Annotated in this window: 17 protein-coding genes; 14 read left to right on the top strand and 3 right to left on the bottom strand. The window is 59.8% G+C overall.

What is annotated here, in order from left to right; translation table 11 throughout:
* Positions 1–679: 679 nt before the first annotated feature.
* Positions 680–1,042: a hypothetical protein gene (locus tag O3S81_RS19035; protein WP_269345720.1), complete on the top strand. Its 363-nt coding sequence runs from the start codon at positions 680–682 to the stop codon at positions 1,040–1,042.
* Between the two features lie 64 nt (positions 1,043–1,106).
* Here O3S81_RS19035 and O3S81_RS19030 read toward each other — a convergent pair whose 3' ends face one another.
* Both O3S81_RS19030 and O3S81_RS19025 read right to left on the bottom strand, forming a co-directional pair.
* Entirely contained in the window at positions 1,107–2,030 is a 924-nt protein-coding gene (locus O3S81_RS19030; protein ID WP_269345719.1) for an SRPBCC family protein, read from the bottom strand.
* Positions 2,027–2,368, bottom strand: coding sequence for an ArsR/SmtB family transcription factor (locus O3S81_RS19025; RefSeq protein ID WP_269345717.1), 342 nt, complete (start codon positions 2,366–2,368; stop codon positions 2,027–2,029). Before O3S81_RS19025 ends, O3S81_RS19030 begins: the two co-directional genes overlap by 4 nt.
* Before the next feature lie 285 nt (positions 2,369–2,653).
* On the opposite strand from O3S81_RS19025, the gene O3S81_RS19020 reads away from it, so the two are divergent.
* The 11 genes from O3S81_RS19020 to O3S81_RS18970 all read left to right on the top strand — a co-directional run bounded on the left by O3S81_RS19020 (position 2,654) and on the right by O3S81_RS18970 (position 13,414).
* Positions 2,654–2,872, top strand: coding sequence for a hypothetical protein (locus O3S81_RS19020; protein ID WP_269345715.1), 219 nt, complete (start codon positions 2,654–2,656; stop codon positions 2,870–2,872).
* A gap of 44 nt (positions 2,873–2,916) precedes the next feature.
* Positions 2,917–3,321, top strand: a complete 405-nt coding sequence (locus O3S81_RS19015; RefSeq protein ID WP_269345713.1) for a hypothetical protein — start codon at positions 2,917–2,919, stop codon at positions 3,319–3,321.
* Between the two features lie 189 nt (positions 3,322–3,510).
* Positions 3,511–3,753: an aromatic-ring hydroxylase C-terminal domain-containing protein gene (locus tag O3S81_RS19010; RefSeq protein WP_269345711.1), complete on the top strand. Its 243-nt coding sequence runs from the start codon at positions 3,511–3,513 to the stop codon at positions 3,751–3,753.
* A 444-nt stretch (positions 3,754–4,197) separates the two neighbouring features.
* Complete coding sequence (locus O3S81_RS19005) at positions 4,198–6,075, top strand: TRAP transporter large permease (RefSeq protein WP_269345710.1); 1,878 nt, start codon at positions 4,198–4,200, stop codon at positions 6,073–6,075.
* A 63-nt stretch (positions 6,076–6,138) separates the two neighbouring features.
* Complete coding sequence (locus tag O3S81_RS19000) at positions 6,139–7,149, top strand: TRAP transporter substrate-binding protein (protein WP_269345708.1); 1,011 nt, start codon at positions 6,139–6,141, stop codon at positions 7,147–7,149.
* 75 nt (positions 7,150–7,224) lie between these two features.
* Positions 7,225–8,028 carry an SDR family NAD(P)-dependent oxidoreductase gene (locus O3S81_RS18995; RefSeq protein ID WP_269345706.1) on the top strand — a complete coding sequence of 268 codons (804 nt, stop codon included), beginning with the start codon at positions 7,225–7,227 and terminating at the stop codon, positions 8,026–8,028.
* Between the two features lies 1 nt (position 8,029).
* Positions 8,030–8,890: an IclR family transcriptional regulator gene (locus tag O3S81_RS18990; RefSeq protein WP_269345705.1), complete on the top strand. Its 861-nt coding sequence runs from the start codon at positions 8,030–8,032 to the stop codon at positions 8,888–8,890.
* Positions 8,887–10,056 (top strand): acetyl-CoA acetyltransferase, encoded by a 1,170-nt coding sequence (locus O3S81_RS18985; protein WP_269345704.1) that lies wholly within the window; start codon positions 8,887–8,889, stop codon positions 10,054–10,056. Before O3S81_RS18990 ends, O3S81_RS18985 begins: the two co-directional genes overlap by 4 nt.
* Complete coding sequence (locus tag O3S81_RS18980) at positions 10,053–11,693, top strand: acyl-CoA synthetase (RefSeq protein ID WP_269345703.1); 1,641 nt, start codon at positions 10,053–10,055, stop codon at positions 11,691–11,693. Before O3S81_RS18985 ends, O3S81_RS18980 begins: the two co-directional genes overlap by 4 nt.
* Positions 11,694–11,723: 30 nt before the next feature.
* Entirely contained in the window at positions 11,724–12,503 is a 780-nt protein-coding gene (locus O3S81_RS18975) for an SDR family NAD(P)-dependent oxidoreductase (protein WP_269345702.1), read from the top strand.
* Entirely contained in the window at positions 12,500–13,414 is a 915-nt protein-coding gene (locus O3S81_RS18970; RefSeq protein WP_269345700.1) for a DUF296 domain-containing protein, read from the top strand. Before O3S81_RS18975 ends, O3S81_RS18970 begins: the two co-directional genes overlap by 4 nt.
* A gap of 4 nt (positions 13,415–13,418) precedes the next feature.
* Here O3S81_RS18970 and O3S81_RS18965 read toward each other — a convergent pair whose 3' ends face one another.
* Positions 13,419–15,770 carry a helix-turn-helix transcriptional regulator gene (locus O3S81_RS18965; protein WP_269345698.1) on the bottom strand — a complete coding sequence of 784 codons (2,352 nt, stop codon included), beginning with the start codon at positions 15,768–15,770 and terminating at the stop codon, positions 13,419–13,421.
* Between the two features lie 135 nt (positions 15,771–15,905).
* Here O3S81_RS18965 and O3S81_RS18960 point away from each other — a divergent pair, with 135 nt between their 5' ends.
* Positions 15,906–16,934, top strand: coding sequence for an ABC transporter permease (locus O3S81_RS18960; protein ID WP_269345696.1), 1,029 nt, complete (start codon positions 15,906–15,908; stop codon positions 16,932–16,934).
* Positions 16,934–17,815, top strand: a complete 882-nt coding sequence (locus tag O3S81_RS18955; protein WP_059753285.1) for an ABC transporter permease — start codon at positions 16,934–16,936, stop codon at positions 17,813–17,815. Before O3S81_RS18960 ends, O3S81_RS18955 begins: the two co-directional genes overlap by 1 nt.
* Positions 17,816–17,819 lie beyond the last annotated feature (4 nt).

The raw sequence follows: 17,819 nt of genomic DNA, 5'->3' as shown, positions 1-17,819 counted from the left end.
TGTTCCTTCGCTCAAACTGATCGTGGAGGCGGCCGCAGGTGGCGGATGATTGGTGGTTGGCGTCTAATGAAGGTATTCAGCAGCTCCTGGGTCGGTCACCGCATCTTTTGGCAGGTATCAACCCAAGCTGACAGGGCTGGTGATCGATCCAAACGGCCACCGAGTGATTAGGGGGAAGAAACGAGCCAAATCCACTACAAAAACCGCCTTCCGCAGTGCTTGAAAGGACACTGACATTTATATTCTTGGTGCGGTAGCTCCCGTTCATACGAAGCTGTGTCGCACCAAGGGGAACGGCAAGTTCGCACCAACATGGTGCCCGACCAGTCGGACGATGCTGATCAGGGATGATTGAATGGATCCGGAACCCGGTCGCCCTAACAAGTTTCCGTCGTAGTTGGCCTCATCTTGACGAATTAGTCGCCGCTTAAGGCTTCGTCTGGGAAAAGAGCACCGAAAACTACGCTTAGCCGACTTGCATCGTGACCATAGAAGATCATCAAGGGCGCTCCTCTATCAACGAATATCAAGGATTGCCCGCCCGCCGTGTGAAGAAACTGGACTATTTGGGGCGGGTTCGGCGAAAATAGCATTCCATAATTCGTCACTCGGGTTTTAAATTCCGACAACACCAGGCAGAGCGTGAGTCGGACGAAAAAACACAAATGAGGCTCAGGAATTGAAGGCCATCATACAAACAGGATTTGCCGTTGCCACCCTGTTTTTTTCAGGCTCTGCTGCCTTTGCCACAACGACATATCTCAGTTGCGAATTTCCAACTTCGAAGGGAATTCCCCAGGTATTCAATTTCGCTCTCGATGAAGCCGCCGGGACATTTGGAGTTTATGTCCCGGCTTCCGGGAGTCAGAGAATGGAGAAAGGCACCTTTGCCGGTGGTAAAGCGAGCCTGAATGAAGGCTCGGTGGCATGGGAGATCGACATCGCCAAGGGTTCAGTCATTCGCGATCAACGCATGGTTGGCGAAAAGGATGGCGGGACCTGCAAGACGATCTCGCACGCGCGGAGCGGCTTTGAAGAATAATTTCCGCTCTGGACAAGAGGCCAGTATCGAGACCTCTGCACATGGAACTGACGGCCCGGCGCATCTATAGTGCCTTGGCGAAGCGTTCCAGTTTACCCAGCGTCTGCTGACCCAGCTCCACGGCGCCGAAACCCTTCGCTTGCTGGAACTCGGCTTCCGTGCTGAACACCATGCCCAGCACAACTTTCGTCGCGCCATCCTGATCTTCGAAGGAGGCCCAGGCGTCGGCATGTTTCGGCCCGTTTTCGCCCCAAAGCAGCGTATAGGCGATCCGCTCTTCTGGCCGGACCTCGACATAACGATGATGGTTCGGGAAGACTGTGCCGTCAGGGCCGATCATGTCAAAGACCCATTCCCCGCCGGTCCGCAGATCAATCCTCTTCGTGCGGCAGGAAAATCCTTCAGGGCCCCACCATTGCGGCAGCGTCTTTTCGCTCATCCAGGCTTTCCAGACGATGTTTCGCGGCACCTTTATCGTTCGCTCCAGCACCATGGTCCGCCCGGCCACGCTGGCCAGATTGTTGAGACCCGCGCCGAAACCTTCTTGATAACCATCGCGCATATCCTCGGCCAAGGAGGAAAGCTGGACCGTAACGGTCAGGCGGCTGCGCTCTTCCGCAGACTGGAAATCGGCAGTTACCAGCGCTGCCGACTGGGTTACACCGCCGGATGAGACCACCTCGTAATTCACGCTGCGGCGAGTTGGCTGCAGCTCCAGCCAGCCGCATTCACAGCGAATATCCGGCTGGCCGGTGACCTTACAGAGCGACACTTCGCGACCGCCCAGCCTGCTGTCCGCCTCCAGGAACTCCACGGTGACCGAGGGTGACGGAGAGGCCCACACCGCCCGGGCAGCGGGTGACAGCCAGACCTGCCAGAGAGCCGATAGCGGAACGGCAATTTCCCGTTCGAAGCTGAGCGTCGCAAAACGGTCTTGTGGCTGATGCGGTTCAGCGTGTGCGCTTTGTTGACCCGGTTTCGTTGTCATTCGGATTCCTCCTTCATGGCCTGCATTGCAAACGCCTCCAGCCGGTCAAGCCGGCTCTCCCACATGTCCCGCTGCTCATCGAGCCATGTCCTTACCGGCTCCAGCGCTTCGGGCACGATGGCGCAGGTGCGCACCCGCCCATCCTTGGACGTGATGATCAGCCCCGCCTCCTCCAGCACGGAAAGATGCCGCATGACCGTGGGCAGACGCAGCCCCGTGGGAGCGGACAACTCCATGACCGGAGCCGGCCCGCCGCCGAGGCGCGCCAGAATCGCCCGCCGCGTCGGATCGGCCAGAGCCTGGAAGATCAGTGAAAGTTCACGGTGATGCTTAGTCATATTGCTAACTATCATGCTTCGTCGCGATGGAGCAAGGGAAAACTTAGCATATCAACTAAGTTTTCCCGGCAGGAGTGATCCGCCGGGGATGAGATGCCTTAGTGTCGACCAGACGTATCGTTTGAGCGGCTTGCCTGTCCCTTCCAGCGCGTGGTGCTCCGTAACCGGCGGCGGATGCAACTACTGAGTCGAAAAGAAGCCATCAAAAGTTGCAAAAAAGATTGACTCTCGCAGCCGTGTGAGTGAGCTTCGCTAAGAAAATGACGGGGAACATAACAAATCATCATGTCGCCAGATCGCTTCAATGAATGTCTGCGGGTGATCCGCTGGACGCCAATCAATATTGCCTCTGCCTTGCAATGCGAGCTCTCATGGATCGAGGCGCTGGAAGCCGGCAACGAAGCCGTTCCCGAAGGGCTGGCAACATGGCTGGAAACGCTGGCACAGGCCCATGAAGCCCTGCCACCGCCTGCGACCTACCGGGGAAAAAGGTCGTCGTTCTGACGCGGGCAACAGCTGAAACCTTCACCAACAATCGGATCATGCCAATGAAATCTCTTGTCACAGCCCTTGGCCTCATCGCCTTCTCAAGCCCTGCCTTCGCAGCATCCTGCGAGAAAAACTTCACCGTTTCAGGCGTGCCGATGGTGACCGCCGTCTCTTACAAGTCATGGCAGGAACTGCCGAAGGCCAAGGCACCCGCGGTTCTTCAAAAGCTTGCCCAGGCCGTCGCGGCTGAAGGTTTCTCCGGCATCCAGATAAACAAGGCACTCTCCTCGATCGATGCCCATCAGGAAACCAGCGGCAGCGGCAGAATTCAGACGCTGCGGGTGGTGGCACGGCAGAAAGGCAATGCTGTGCGGATCGATGCTGTTTTCAACATCCAGGCAGGACAGATCGCCGACAAGAACGTCATTCGCGAGGGTATCTGCAACATCATAAAGGGCGTGTAAGGCCGCTGCCCGGCCCGGCCGAAGCGAGCGGGCGCTGGAAGCCATCATCCGCGATCTTGCCGTCACGCGCGATGGGGCGACCTATTTCGCCGAGCGCGTCCGGGGTGTTGGTCTGCGTAATGATCTTGGGGACGTCCCGCGCCTGTGGGGTGTCGTGCGCCGGATTTTGCGCCTCCGGATGGGACGCGGATGAACGAGCATTTGCGCGGTAGCCGGGCGGTATTGCCGGGTTTCGAGGCGCGGCCAGGACTTGGCAAGCTGGCGGAAGGTTGGAAAGACCGGCTTGTCTACCTTGTCGTGGATGCTGAGGAGCAGCCGGGGTTGAGCGCGGTTCTCGTGCGGCCCGATGCGATCGTGGCCTGGGTGGGAAGCGGCGTTTTTGATGAGGCTGAATTTGTTGGCGCGGTCTCGTCCTGGCCTGGTGCGTCGTGATAGTTGCGCTGGAAGCGCGATAACCTCGCCCTTTTGCCAGTAAAAGTGCCAGCATACACGGCCAAAATCCGGACCGGCCGTAGAGAATGACATCAAAACCAATTCAAGCTGAAAATCCCGGTGCAGGCCATGCGGGCGGCGTATCCTTGCAACCTGAATTAAAGCGCGTACAAAGTATGATCCACAATATGGACCTAGTAGGGCGGCGAATAGCCTTTATAAATATGCCTAAATCGTGTTGATTTTACAGAATATCCTGTGTATCCCGAATACATGGTTTTGTATCGGTCCATATAGTGGAGGATATGTATCGATGCATTCAGGCTTTTGGAGGGGTCTGGCCTGTCTGGCAATACAGCTGCCTTGATGTCGCGGTCGTGGCACGGACATGCTGTTTTGCGGACATCTTCGTTGCGAAGATTGTTTTGTGGGAGAGGAGGCCCGATGACCATGACCGCAAACGCGAATGACGACGTCTTTGTGCTCGACGGCGAGTTGCTGCACACCGCCCCGGTAACGGGTTCGTGGTTCATGCGCCCCATCGAGGCGGTTGCGGCCGTGCTTTTGGCGGTGATGATCGGCCTGCTTCTGCTTGGCGTGACCTCCCGTTATGCGCTGCATCTGCCGATCGTCTGGATCGATGAAACGGCGTCGCTGTGCTTCCTGTGGTTTGCCATGCTGGGCGCGGCGATTGCGATCGATCGCAGCGAACACCTGCGCCTGACGCTGTTTCTCAACATGTTCCCGCAACGTGTTCTCGGCTACATCAATTCGCTGGCTCTGATGCTGGTGGCGACATTTCTTGCGGCAATTATCAAACCCGCCATGGAATATGCCATCGAGGAATGGGTGGTCACGTCAGCGGCGCTGAATATTCCGATGTCGTTTCGCGCCGCGGCGCTGCCGGTGGGCGCCTGCCTCATGCTGCTCCTGGTTCTCAACAATCTGTTCAGACGGGAAAATCTGCGGGATATCATCACCGCCTTCGCCACCGTCGCGGTCGCCTCCACCCTGCTCTATCTGGCATCGCCGATGCTGGAATCCCTCGGCAATCTCAATCTGGCGATCTTCCTCGGGCTGTTCGTCGCGGTGTTTCTGGTGCTGGGCGTGCCGATCGCCTTCTGCTTTGGCCTTGGAACGCTCGCTTATCTGACCTTCACCACCTGGGTTCCGACGATCGTGATGATCGGGCGGATGGATGAGGGCATGTCGGGCATCATTCTGCTGTCGGTGCCGGTGTTCGTGCTACTGGGTTGCGTGCTCGACGCGACCGGCATGGGCAGGGCGATCGTGGAGCTTCTGTCGTCGATGTTCGGTCATATCCGCGCCGGCATGTCCTATGTGCTGCTCGGTTCGCTGTTCCTGGTCTCCGGTATTTCCGGCTCCAAGGTTTCCGATATGGCGACCGTCGCGCCGGCGCTGTTTCCGGAAATGAAACGGCGTGGCCACAAGCCGAAGGAAATGATCGCGCTTCTGGCAACCGGCGCCGCCATGGCCGATACGGTTCCACCCTCCATCGTGCTGATCGTCCTTGGGTCTGCGGCGGGTGTATCAATTGCCGGCCTCTTCACCTCCGGCTTCATGATCGCCATGGTGCTGCTTCTGGTGCTGGCGGTGCTCGCCCGCTGGAAGGCGCGGCACGAGAACATGGAAGGCGCAAAGCGCACCCCGTGGCCGCTGGTTGGCAAGGCGGCCCTTGTCGCCGCCCCCGCGCTCGTCCTGCCCTTCCTCATCCGCAGCCTGGTGGGCGGCGGCGTGGCGACGGCAACCGAAGTCTCCACCATTGCGGTGCTCTATGCCATGATCATCGGCGCGGTGCTTTATGGCGGTATCAGCTTGAGAAAACTCTATTCGATGCTGGTCGAGACAGCCGCCTTGTCCGGGGCGATTCTGCTGATCCTCGGCTGCGCCTCGGCCATGGCCTGGGGACTGACCCAGAGCGGTTTCGCATTCCAGCTCACCGCCATGATTACCGATCTGCCGGGCGGCTGGATGACCTACATGGTGGTGTCGATCCTGATCTTCATGATCCTGGGCTGTGTGCTGGAAGGACTGCCGGCCATCGTTCTGCTCGCACCGATCATGTTCCCCATCGCCCGCACGCTCGGCATCAACGACATTCATTATTCGATGGTCGTGGTGGTCGCCATGAATATCGGCCTGATGGCCCCGCCCATCGGCATCGGTTTTTACATCGCGTGCAAGATCGGCAACGTCTCGCCGGATGAAGCCATGGGCGCCATCTGGCCCTATCTCGCGGCCATGGTCATCGGCCTGCTGTTAATTGCCGCAGTTCCGGGATTTTCGACCATTCTGCTCTAAGATCATGGCGGGTGATCCGGCCATGCCAATTAAACGACTGCTTTATTTTGGGAGGAAAAAGCAATGAATATCAACAGACGTACCATGCTTACCGGCGCCGGTTCCGCCGTTCTGGCCACCGCCTTCGTATCGCGCGCCCGCGCTGCCCAGTATAATTACAAATATGCCAACAACCTGCCTGCTGTGCACCCCATGAACATTCGTGCCAAGGAGGCTGCCGACCGTATCGCCAAGGAAACCGACGGACAGGTCAATATCAGCATCTTCCCCAGCAGCCAGCTTGGCGCCGATACGGACGTTCTGAGCCAGGTGCGCTCGGGCGGCGTCGAGTTCTTCACGCTTTCGCCGCTGATCCTGTCGACGCTGGTGCCGAACGCCTCGATCAGCGGCATCGGCTTCGCATTTCCGAATTATGATTCAGTCTGGGCCGCCATGGATGGCGATCTCGGCAAATATGTGCGCGGCGAAATTGCCAAGCAGAACCTCGTTGCCATGGATACGATCTGGGATAACGGTTTCCGCCAGATCACCAGCGCATCAAAGCCCATCGCCACGCCGGCCGATCTCGAGAGCTTCAAGATCCGCGTGCCGGTAAGCCCGCTCTGGACCTCAATGTTCAAGGCCTTCAAATCGGCCCCTGCCTCGATCAACTTCGCGGAAGTCTACACGGCGCTGCAGACCGGGGTGGTCGATGGTCAGGAAAATCCGCTGGCAATCATTTCCACCGCCAAGCTGTTCGAAGTGCAGAAGTTCTGCTCGGTGACCAATCACATGTGGGATGGTTTCTGGTTCCTGGCCAACAAGCGCGCCTGGGAGCGGCTGCCGGACGATCTGCGCGCCATCGTTGCCAAGAACCTCAACCAGTCCGGCAAGGATGAACGCGCCGATGTGGCAAAGCTGAATGCCTCGGTGAAGGAAGATCTGGTTTCCAAGGGCATGACCTTCAACGACACAGATGCGACGCTCTTCCGCGCCGCATTGAAGGAAGCGGGCTTCTATTCCGAGTGGAAGGGCAAATATGGCGATGAAGCCTGGGCCATTCTCGAAAAAGCCGTCGGCGCAAGCCTGACCTGATCGATCTTCTGAACAACTGGCCCCGCTTCCAGCGGGGCTGACTTGCTTGTGTCTGATATTGGAATGGAGACTGTTTTGACAGGTCGCCTGAGGGGAAAACGCGCGCTTGTGTTTGGCGCAGGATCATCGGGTCCAGGGTTTGGCAATGGCAAGGCCGCCGCCATGCAGTTTGCCCGCGAAGGCGCGTGCGTGGCCTGTGTCGATCTCTCCGCCGAGGCCGCTGAAGAGACCGCCGAGATCATTCGCGGTGAAGGCTTTGAGGCGCTTGCAATCGCTGCCGATGTCACCGTGCTGCAGTCTGTATCGGATACGGTCGCCCGCACCTGCGAGGCCTTTGGCGGCATTGATATTCTGCACAACAACGTCGGTGTGACGCATATGGGCGGCCCGGTCGAGCTGGACGAGGAACGTTTTCGCGCCTCGGTCGATCTCAACATCGGCTCCGTCTATCGCACCGCCAAGGCGGTGCTGCCGGTGATGCTGGCGCAGGGCAGCGGGGCCATCGTCAATATCTCCTCGCTCGCCTCCATTCGCTGGACCGGCTATCCTTATTTCGCCTATTACGCGATGAAGGCCGCAGTCAACCAGGCGACCGTGGCGCTGGCCATGCAATATGCCCGGCAGGGCATTCGCGCCAATTGCATTCTGCCAGGCATGATCGACACTCCGCTGATCTACAAGCAGATCAGCAGCCAATATGCGACAGTCGAAGATATGGTGGCGGCGCGCAACGCCGCAGTGCCGGTGGGTCGCATGGGTGATGCCTTCGATATCGCCCGCGCCGCCGCCTTTCTGGCATCCGATGAAGCGAAGTTCATCACCGGCATTTGTTTGCCGGTCGATGGCGGACAGAGTTGCGCCGTGGGGGCATTTTCCTGATATGGCCACAACAATTATCCCGGTAGAGAAAGATCTGACAGGTGCGCGCGCGGTGGACCGGGCGCTGGCGCTGCTCTCCATGGTGGGGCGACACGCGGAACGCGGCGTGGCGCTTTCGGTCATCGTTACCGAAAGCGGATTGAACAAGCCCACGGCCCGTCGCCTGCTGCTGGCGCTGATCCGCGCCGGCCTTGTCGAGCAGGACGAGGAAACGCGGCGTTATTATCTCGGCGAAGAAGCCTATGTTCTCGGCAGCCTGTCATCGCGCCGATTTGGACTTCTGCAGATGGCGCAGGACGGACTGACGCGCATTTCCCGCCGCACCGAGGATTCAAGCTTCCTGTCCGTGCGCCGTGATACTTTTGCGCTGTGCCTATACCGCGAAGAAGGCACCTGGCCGGTGCGAACCCATGCGCTTCAGGCCGGTTTCGAACACCCGCTCGGTATCGGCGCAGGATCGCTAGCCATGCTTGCCGCCCTGCCGGATGCCGAAGTGGATGCCGTTATCGCCGCCAATAGCGGGATCATCGCAGCGAACTATCCCGGCATCACCATCGATGGCCTGTATCGCGACGTCGCGTTGACGAGAGCCAACGGTTATTCGCTCAATCCCGGCCTCATACTTTCAAATTCCTGGGGCATCGGCGTCGCCATCCGCGCTCCCGATGGCACGGTTGCCGGCGCGCTGAGCATCGCCGCTGTCGATAGCCGCATGCGGCCGGAGCGCCAGCCGGAACTGGCAGCACTGCTGCGCGAGGAAGTGACCCGCATCGAAACACGTATCGCAGAAATGATGGCCCGCCGCGCCCGCACGCGCGGCGAAGGCGACACGAAGCGGCAAACAAGGAGAACGAGCAAATGAGCAAAGCGCAGATCGTCGGCTGGGCGCATTCGCCCTTTGGCAAATCGGCCCTTGAAAATACCGAACAACTCATGGCCTCGGTTGTCGCGCCCGCCATGGACCATGCCGGCATCGACGCTGGCGATATCGACGGCATTTTCGTCGGTGTGATGAATAACGGCTTCTCGAAGCAGGATTTTCAGGGCGCTTTGGTGGCAATGGGCGATGAGCGGCTTGCCTATACGCCGGCGGTGCGGTTTGAAAATGCCTGCTCGACAGGATCGGCCGCCCTTTACAGCGCGATGGATTTCATCGAGGCCGGACGCGGGCGGATTGCACTCGTCGTCGGGGCTGAAAAAATGACGGCGCTGCCGACGGCGGAGGTTGGCGAAATTCTGCTCTCTGCCTGCTACCGGGCGGAAGAGGCCGATATTAGCGGCGGCTTTGCCGGCCAGTTCGGGCGCATCGCCCAGGCCTATTTCCAGCGTTATGGCGACCGCTCCGCGGAACTGGCGATGATTGCCGCCAAGAACCACGCCAATGGCGCGGTCAACCCCTATGCGCATATGCGCAAGGATTTCGGCTTCGAATTCTGTAACACGGTATCGGAGAAGAACCCCTATGTCGCAGCCCCCCTGCGCCGCACCGACTGCTCGCTGATCTCCGATGGCGCTGCCGCGATCATTCTTGCCGACGAGGAAACTGCGGCCACACTCAACCGCGCGATTGGTTTCCGCGGACGCAAACATGTCAACGACATTCTGGCACTCAGCCGCCGCGATCCGCTGGCGTTTGAAGGCGCACGCCGCGCCTGGGCGGGGTCGCTCGAACTCGCCGGAGCGACGCTCGACGACCTTTCCTTGGTTGAGACGCATGACTGCTTCACCATCGCCGAACTCATTGAGTATGAGGCCATGGGACTGGCAAAACCCGGCGAAGGCCACCGCGTTGTCCAGGAAGGCACGGCGTTGAAGACCGGCCGCCTGCCGATCAATCCATCGGGAGGCCTTAAATCGAAGGGGCATCCCGTCGGAGCGACCGGCGTCTCCATGCACGTCATGGCGGCGATGCAATTGATGGGCGAAGCGGGCGACATGCAGATACCGAATGCCTCGCTGGCTGGCGTCTTCAACATGGGGGGCACTGCGGTTGCCAATTACGTGTCGATCATGGAGCGCGTGAAATGACGATTTCCAGCGCCGTGCAGCATCCCGCGGGCGGGGTAACGCCCTCCACCACGCGAGTGATGAATCTCTCGCATTTCCTCACCCAGGCAGCACGGCGCAACCCCGATCATATCGGCTTCGTCTGGGGCGAAAAGACGTGGAGCTGGGCTCAGATGGAAGCCCGGGTCGACGCCATGGCCCATGCGCTGGTCCTTGAATTCGGCGTCACGAAGGGAGACCGCATTCTGGTGCAGTCTTCCAATAACAACCAGATGTTCGAATCCATGTTCGCCTGCTTCAGGGTGGGTGCGGTGTGGGTGCCGACCAACTACCGCCAGTCCCCCGATGAAGTCGCCTATCTGGCAAAAGCGAGCGGCGCGCGCGGCATGATCTGCGCCAGCGCTTTTCCCGATCATGCGACGGCAAGTCGTGCGACAGCCTCGATCGATTTCACCATTTCAATCGGCGCTGCGGAATTCGGTGAGGATTACGATGCGATCGTCGCCCGTCATCTGGGCCGGAGGGTCAGGAGCGAAGCTGTGAACCGGGATGACCCCTGCTGGTTCTTCTTCACCTCGGGCACCACTGGCCGTCCAAAGGCCGCGGTGCTGACGCACGGCCAGATGGCTTTTGTCATTACCAACCATCTCTGCGACCTGATGCCCGGAACAGGGCCGGACGACGCATCCATCGTTGTCGCCCCACTGTCACACGGCGCGGGCGTCCATCAGCTGGTCCAGGTGGCGCACGGCGCAAAAACGGTGCTTCCAGCTTCGGAAAGGCTCGATGTCCCGGCCGTCTGGGCGCTGATCGAAAAATGGCGTATCACCAACGCCTTCACTGTGCCGACCATTCTCAAGATGCTGATCGAAGACGCATCCGTCGATCAGTACGATCATTCATCGCTGCGTTACGTCATCTATGCCGGTGCGCCGATGTATCGCGCCGATCAGAAACGCGCGCTGGCAAAGCTCGGTCCGGTACTGGTGCAATATTTCGGTCTTGGGGAAGTCACCGGCAACATCACGGTTTTGCCTCCCGCATTCCATAGCGACGAAGACGGTCCAGAAGCGCGGGTCGGCACCTGCGGTTTCGACCGCACCGGCATGGAAGTCCAGATCCAGAACGAGGCGGGAGAAGAGGTTGGTGCAGGCGAAACCGGTGAAATCTGCGTGATCGGCCCTGCCGTTTTCGCCGGTTACTACGATAACCCGGAGGCCAATGCCAAAGCCTTCCGCAATGGCTGGTTTCGCACCGGCGACCTTGGCCACCGAGATGAAAACGGCTTCGTCTACATCACCGGCCGCGCCTCCGACATGTATATTTCGGGCGGGTCGAACATCTATCCTCGGGAGATCGAAGAGAAAATCCTCATGCACCCCGATATCAGCGAGACTGCGGTTCTGGGCGTGCCCGACGCGGTGTGGGGCGAGGTGGGCGTGGCAGTTTGTGTGGCGCGCGCGGGCGCGGACATCGCAGGCATCGACCTCAAAGCCTATCTCGAAGGCAAGATGGCCCGCTACAAGCTGCCGAAAACCGTGGTGTTCTGGGACGCCATGCCGAAATCCGCCTATGGCAAGATCACCAAGAAAATGATCCGCGAAGAGCTGGAAAAACGGGGCCAGATGCCGGCTTTCGAGGAAAAACGGACAGGCTGACGACATGGCAATCAACCCGGAGGAGACGGCATGACACAGCAGATGACAGGGACAAAAGGCGCTGTCGCAATCACCGGCGGCGCATCCGGCATCGGTTTTTCCACCGCACAGCTTCTGATGGCCCGCGGCTGGCAACCCTGGCTGCTGGACCTCAAACGCGAGGCACTGGATGCAGCCTGCGAAAAGCTCGGCATCGATGGGGCGCGCGGCATCGTCTGCAACGTGGCGGACGAGGCATCGATTGAGCAGGCTTTCGCCGCCTTGACCTCGGGCGGCACGGGTCACGCCGGGGATCTGGTGGCCGTCGTCAACAGCGCCGGCATCGGCATCGACAAGCTCTCCATCGAAACCAGCGTCGAGGAATTTCGGCGCATCGTCGATGTCAATCTCGTCGGCAGCTTCGCGGTAGCGCGTGCCGCTGCACGTTACTGGCTGGAGCGCGATATTGCCGGCTCCATCGTTAATATCAGCTCAGTCTCCGGCATGTGCGGCAATCGCGGCCGCAGCGCCTATGGTGCGTCGAAAGGCGGGGTCAATCTCCTCACGATGGTGATGGCAAACGAACTGGGGCAATCCGGCATCCGCGTCAATGCGATTGCTCCCGGGCCTGTGGATACCCCCCTCACCCAGGCCGTTCATACGGAGAATGTGCGTAGCCAGTGGCATAGCCGCGTTCCCATGCATCGCTATGGCCGGACGGACGAGATCGCCTCCGCCGTGGCGTTCCTCGTGTCGGAGGACGCGAGCTACGTCAACGGCCAGGTGCTTGCCGTGGACGGCGGCTTCATTACTGCCGGGCTTGCGGTATGATCGACACGGGCACATCAGCGCTTACCCGTCGGATCGTCCATCCCGGTCCGATAACGCCCGAACGCTTTCGCGCAATCGGCTGTCACGTGCATCCGGTCGCTCTGGCAGCAAGTCCCGGTCTCAGCGTCAATGAGGCGATTGGTGAGGCCTTTGCGCAGCTGGGTTTCGAGGGCGGTTACGTCAGACTGAAAAACGTGCCGATGAAGCGACTGCATTACGTCATGCCCGCGGCGGCGCCAGATGACACACATGCCGCCTGGTATAGCGAAACCTTTTCCATGCCCGGCGGCATTATTCTCGATGCTGGCCTGCATATGGGCCGGCGCGATGGAAAGCCGTTTCTGCACTGCCATGGTTCATGGAGAAGCGCCGACGGCATCGTCTCGATGGGGCATCTTTTACCCTTCGAGTCCGAATTTGCCGGGGAAACGCCGCTTGAGGCGCTGGCGCTGGATGGTGCGATCCTCGACGTCCAGAAGGATGAGGAAACCAATTTTCCCCTCTTCACGCCAATCGCCCGGCCACGCAGCCGCGTAGCGTCAGGGTTACGGGCGCTGTTATGCACGGTGCGGCCCAATACAGATATCTGCACGGCAATTGAAACGGCTGCCGCGCAATTTGGCCTCCGGGAGACCGAAGTCGATGGTATCGGAAGCCTGATCGGTGCGGATTATGACGACGGGACGAGCCTCACAGCGTATGCCAGCGAAATCCTCATCCGCGATGGCCGTATCGGCCGCTCCTCTGTTGGCCATGACCAGGCGACGCTGGATATTTCGATGGTCGATCTTACCAAGCATATCAGCGGCGGGCGGCTGGTGCGCGGCAAAAACCCCGTCTGTGTCACTTTCGAGTTACTTATGACCGAAAGACAAGCTCCAGGACATTTGACCAGGGCAGATCAGCACTGACACATTAAAGCCAATCCAGCGCCTTTGCTGCTCGAATGGCTTCGGAGCGCCGCTTGCAATCGAGCTTACGGAAAAGGTTGCCCAGGTGAAACTTCACCGTCACTTCCGAGATGTTCAGCGTCTGCGCGATCTTCTTGTTCGACATACCGCTGGCAAGCAACTGAAGCATCTGCGCTTCCCGCTGGGAAAGTCCGCCATGCAGGGCGCGTGCCTGCGGCGAGTTTACCGAGTCGGCAAATATCGACAGCGCAGTGCGGACATCGGAAGAGGTCTCGATGAAACTGCGGATACGACGATTGTTCAAGAGCGGTGACAGGAAGACTCGCTCCTCCGACAACACACCCCTGCAGCCAAGGCGGGTCGCCGATTCAAGGGCTGTGAGAATATGCGCCCGGGCAGCGGCATTGTCGCGGCGTTGATGCGCCGCATAACTCTGCCAGATCCTGAGTGCTACTTTTTCCCGATTGGTAACCTTGGGGTTGGCGATCATCGCGTCTATCTGGCGAGAGAGATAGGCGCGCGGCGTGAAAAGATGCACGGCGTCGCGCAGCCACGCCATGACGTAGGCGATTTCATCACGGCGCGTCAGCCTTGACAGGTCCTCATGCGCGCTTTCCACCCAGTTGCGGCCCATCGGCATGCGGATTGCCGAAAGAGTGGCCGCAGCATCCGCCCAGCGATTGGCATTCTGATAGGCGATCGCCGTCCTGATCTCCATCATCGCATGAAACTGAAGCCCTTCCGACAGATGGATCCAAAGGCCGTCCAGAAAACCCGCACGGACGGTCATCGGGAAATGGTCTATGAGCACCTGCGAGGCATAAAACAGCGCAAACTGCATCAGGCTTGGCCAGATTTCGGCGGCGGCGAAGTGATCGAATTCGTGCTCAACGAAATGCAGCAGGTCGCGCGGCTTTCCCGCCTCATAGGCGAGACAGGCCTCCGCCAGCCGCAACATCCGGAACTCTTGCGCGGCATCATGCGGCACCTGTTCCAGCCTTGCGCGCGCCTCCTGCGCCGCGCGGCGAGCCAGAAGCACGTCGCCGCTCATCAGCCGCAGCACGATCTGGTGCAGGTGGATGAAGAATTCAAGCAAAGGCTGCCCACCCATCTTGCGCAGACAGATGAGGGCGCGGGCGGCAGCAGCCTCCGCCTCGCGAAAATTGCGGCGGCGGATTTCGAATTCAAGCAACGCATTGTAGTAGGCCGCCCACTTGCCGTGATCGTCCAACGGATAATCGGCCATGAATTCGCCGAGGCGCGTTATCATCGCGTCGTTCGGCGTCAGGTCCTCGGCGATCATCAGGTTCAGCCGGAAGGTTCGGGCAGCGAAGGAAAACCGCGAGTCCCGGGCAAGCACTTTCAGCGGATCGAGATAGTCCGACCCGAGGCTTTTGCCGACCAGATGCCGCACGCGCTGCAACTCGCCCTGTTTCAACAGGGCGCGGGTCACGGCAAAAAGCACGGTTTCATTCGTTGCGATCATATCCTGTGAAAATCGCATGATGATCTCACGAAACCTGTCGACGCTGCTTCGGTAGATCAGTTCACGGCCATGCGCGCGTTCAAGCATTTGTGCGGCGTGTGTCTCATAGCCCCGGTCGAGCAGCATCGCCATCGCCGCAAGCGACTTCCCTGCCTTCTCAAAAGCGGAGGCGACCTCCACGACGGCGCTGCCGGCCTGCAAGGTGGCGAGACGGTCGCGCGCCGCCAGGGTCAAAAGTCGTATGAGAGTGGGATGATGTTCGGGACGTCGGGTGAGGAACGGTGGGAGCAATTCTGTCCACTCCGCCCTGGGTTCCACAGACGGATTTTCGAGCCAGAAGCAAAGCTCGACCGTCTGGGCGGGAGAAAGATGCGGCAGGTAGTTTTCCCGCAGATACTCAGCGCACAGCGTTTCATCCGGGTGCCGGGCCAACGCCAGGAAGGCCGGCCATCCCGCAAAATCCTCAAGGGCGATGCGTCGTTGTTCGAATGGCAGGCTTTCGGCTTCATCGTTCCCCAGCGCCAGTTCATCCGGTCCGATGGTGAGCGAGCCGCGATGCAGGATTTGTCGCGCCAGCCCGCTGATCCGTTGATCGGGGCGGCAGGCGATAACCACAAAACGCACTGATTCCAGGATGCCGGCAGGCATACGCGCTGCCCGTGCAAAAACCGGCACATCCCACAGAAGGCAGCCATCCGCCACCTCGTCGCTTCGCGGCTGGTGGGTGCGGCATATGGTGGTGCCCAGTTCCTGCGCGAGCATCTCCAGCAGCACGCTTTTTCCCGCTCCTGCCGGCGCCCGCAGGAAAATGACACCCACGGTTTCGCGGGCGATACGACGGCAAAGGTGGGTACGGGGCAAAAGCATCATTCACGAGGGATAAAAGATTTAAGCATCAAAACCTATACCAATCTTTCAAAAAACTATACCTTTTTGAGATTGTTGAAATGCGTTGACGATGAAAACTTGTGCTCAGCCAACCGATGCACAAGGAACGTTCCACCGATGCAGCAACATCCGCTGATCGCGATTTTGAACAGGCTCGGCACCTTCGTGCTGGTCATGATTGCCCTGTCCGTCATGATTTTCGTGCTGGCCCGCGTGGTGCCGGGAGATCCCGCCCGTATGGCGCTGGGGCCGGCTGCAACGCAGGAGCAGGTGGATGCGCTGCGCGGACAGATGGGTCTCGATAAGCCGCTCGCCGTCCAGTATCTCGATTATATCGGCAATGCGCTGCATGGCGATCTGGGCTTCTCGCTGGTTTCCCAGCGTCCCGTCACCACTGATCTGGCGCAGACCGTTCCCGCCACCGTGGAGCTGGTGCTGGTCTCGGTCATCTTCATGTTTGCCGTCGCCATACCCCTCGGTGTCATCACCGCACATTACCGCGACCGGCCGCTGGACCATATCGGCCGTATCCTGTCGCTCACCGGGGTCACGATCCCGAGCTTTCTTTTCGCCATCACGCTGCAATTGCTGGCCGCCCGGTTCCTCTCCGGCTGGCCGATCATCGGCAGGCTCGATCACTCGCTCGGCTGGCAAGGCGGCCCGACCGGTTTCATCCTTGTCGACGGCATGCTGGCCGGACGTTTCGACGTCGTGCTCGATGCGCTGAAACATCTCGCGCTGCCGGCCTTCGCACTTTCCATGGCCGGCATTGGCCAGATCACCCGCATTACCCGCTCCTCGATGATTGAAAACCAGCGCAAGGACCATGTGCTGACCCTGCAAAGTTTCGGTGTGCCGGAGCGGGTCATCATCTTCCGTTATCTGCTGAAACTCTCTTCCATCGCGCCGCTGACGATCATGGGTCTCGAATTTGCGTCTCTGATCGGCAATGCCTTCGTGATCGAGATGGTTTTCGCCTGGGGCGGTTTCGCTTCCTACGGGCTGAACGCCATCCTGCAAAAAGACCTCAACGCCGTGACCGCCGTGGTGCTGGTGGCCGGCCTGTTCTTCATCGTTGCGAACCTGATCGTGGATGTCCTGATCTCGATCATCGACCCGCGCCTGCGCCGCAAGGAGGCTCGCTGATGGCTGATATGAAAATGCTCGAACCCACCGATCGCGGTCTAAGCGCCGGTTATATGATGTGGTATCGCTTCAGCCGCAATCCGGCGGCGGTCATCGGTTCGCTGATCCTGCTCTCGGTGCTGGTGCTGGCGGTCTTTGCGCCATGGCTCACGCCCTATCCGAAACATATCGGCGCGGTCGTCGATTTCCGCGCCCGCCACATGCCGCCGGATCTGGAGCACTGGTTCGGCACTGACAAGGCCGGACGCGATATCTTTTCCCGTACCATCTTCGGGCTGCGTGTTTCTCTGCTGCTCGTCATCGGCGTGCTTGGCATTTCGGTACCTGTTGGCACGGTCCTTGGCCTCGTCGCCGGTTATTTCGGCGGCTGGACCGAGAAGCTCATCAGCGGCCTGACGAATGTGATGCTGGCCATGCCGCCGCTCGTCATGGCGCTGGCGGTCTCAAACCTCCTGGAACCGACGCTGATGAACGCCATGATCGCGATCACGTTGCTATGGTGGACCTGGCATGCGCGGCTGATCTATTCGGTATCGAAGTCCATTGCATCCGAAGATTACATCGAGGCGGCGCGTCTTGCCGGTGCAGGGCCGCTGCACATCCTCTTTCGCGAAATCCTGCCCAATTGCGTCTCGGTCATATCGGTCAAGACGACGCTCGATGCCGCCTTCGTCATCCTGTTCGGCGCAACGCTGAGCTTCCTCGGTTTTGGCGTCAAGCCGCCGACACCCGACCTTGGATCGATGGTTGCCGACGGGCGCCAGTTCATGCCGGATTTCTGGTGGGAAGTGCTCTGCCCCGGTGCGGCCGTGCTTTACGTGACGCTGGGTTTCAACCTGCTGGGCGACGGCCTGCGCGACATGTTCGACGTGGAAAGCTAAGGCC

This window comes from Agrobacterium sp. SOY23 (assembly GCF_027212525.1).
Classification (GTDB): Bacteria; Pseudomonadota; Alphaproteobacteria; order Rhizobiales; family Rhizobiaceae; genus Agrobacterium; species Agrobacterium tumefaciens_I.
Note: the sequence above shows the minus strand (reverse complement) of the source record. Positions and strands in the feature narration are given on the sequence as shown.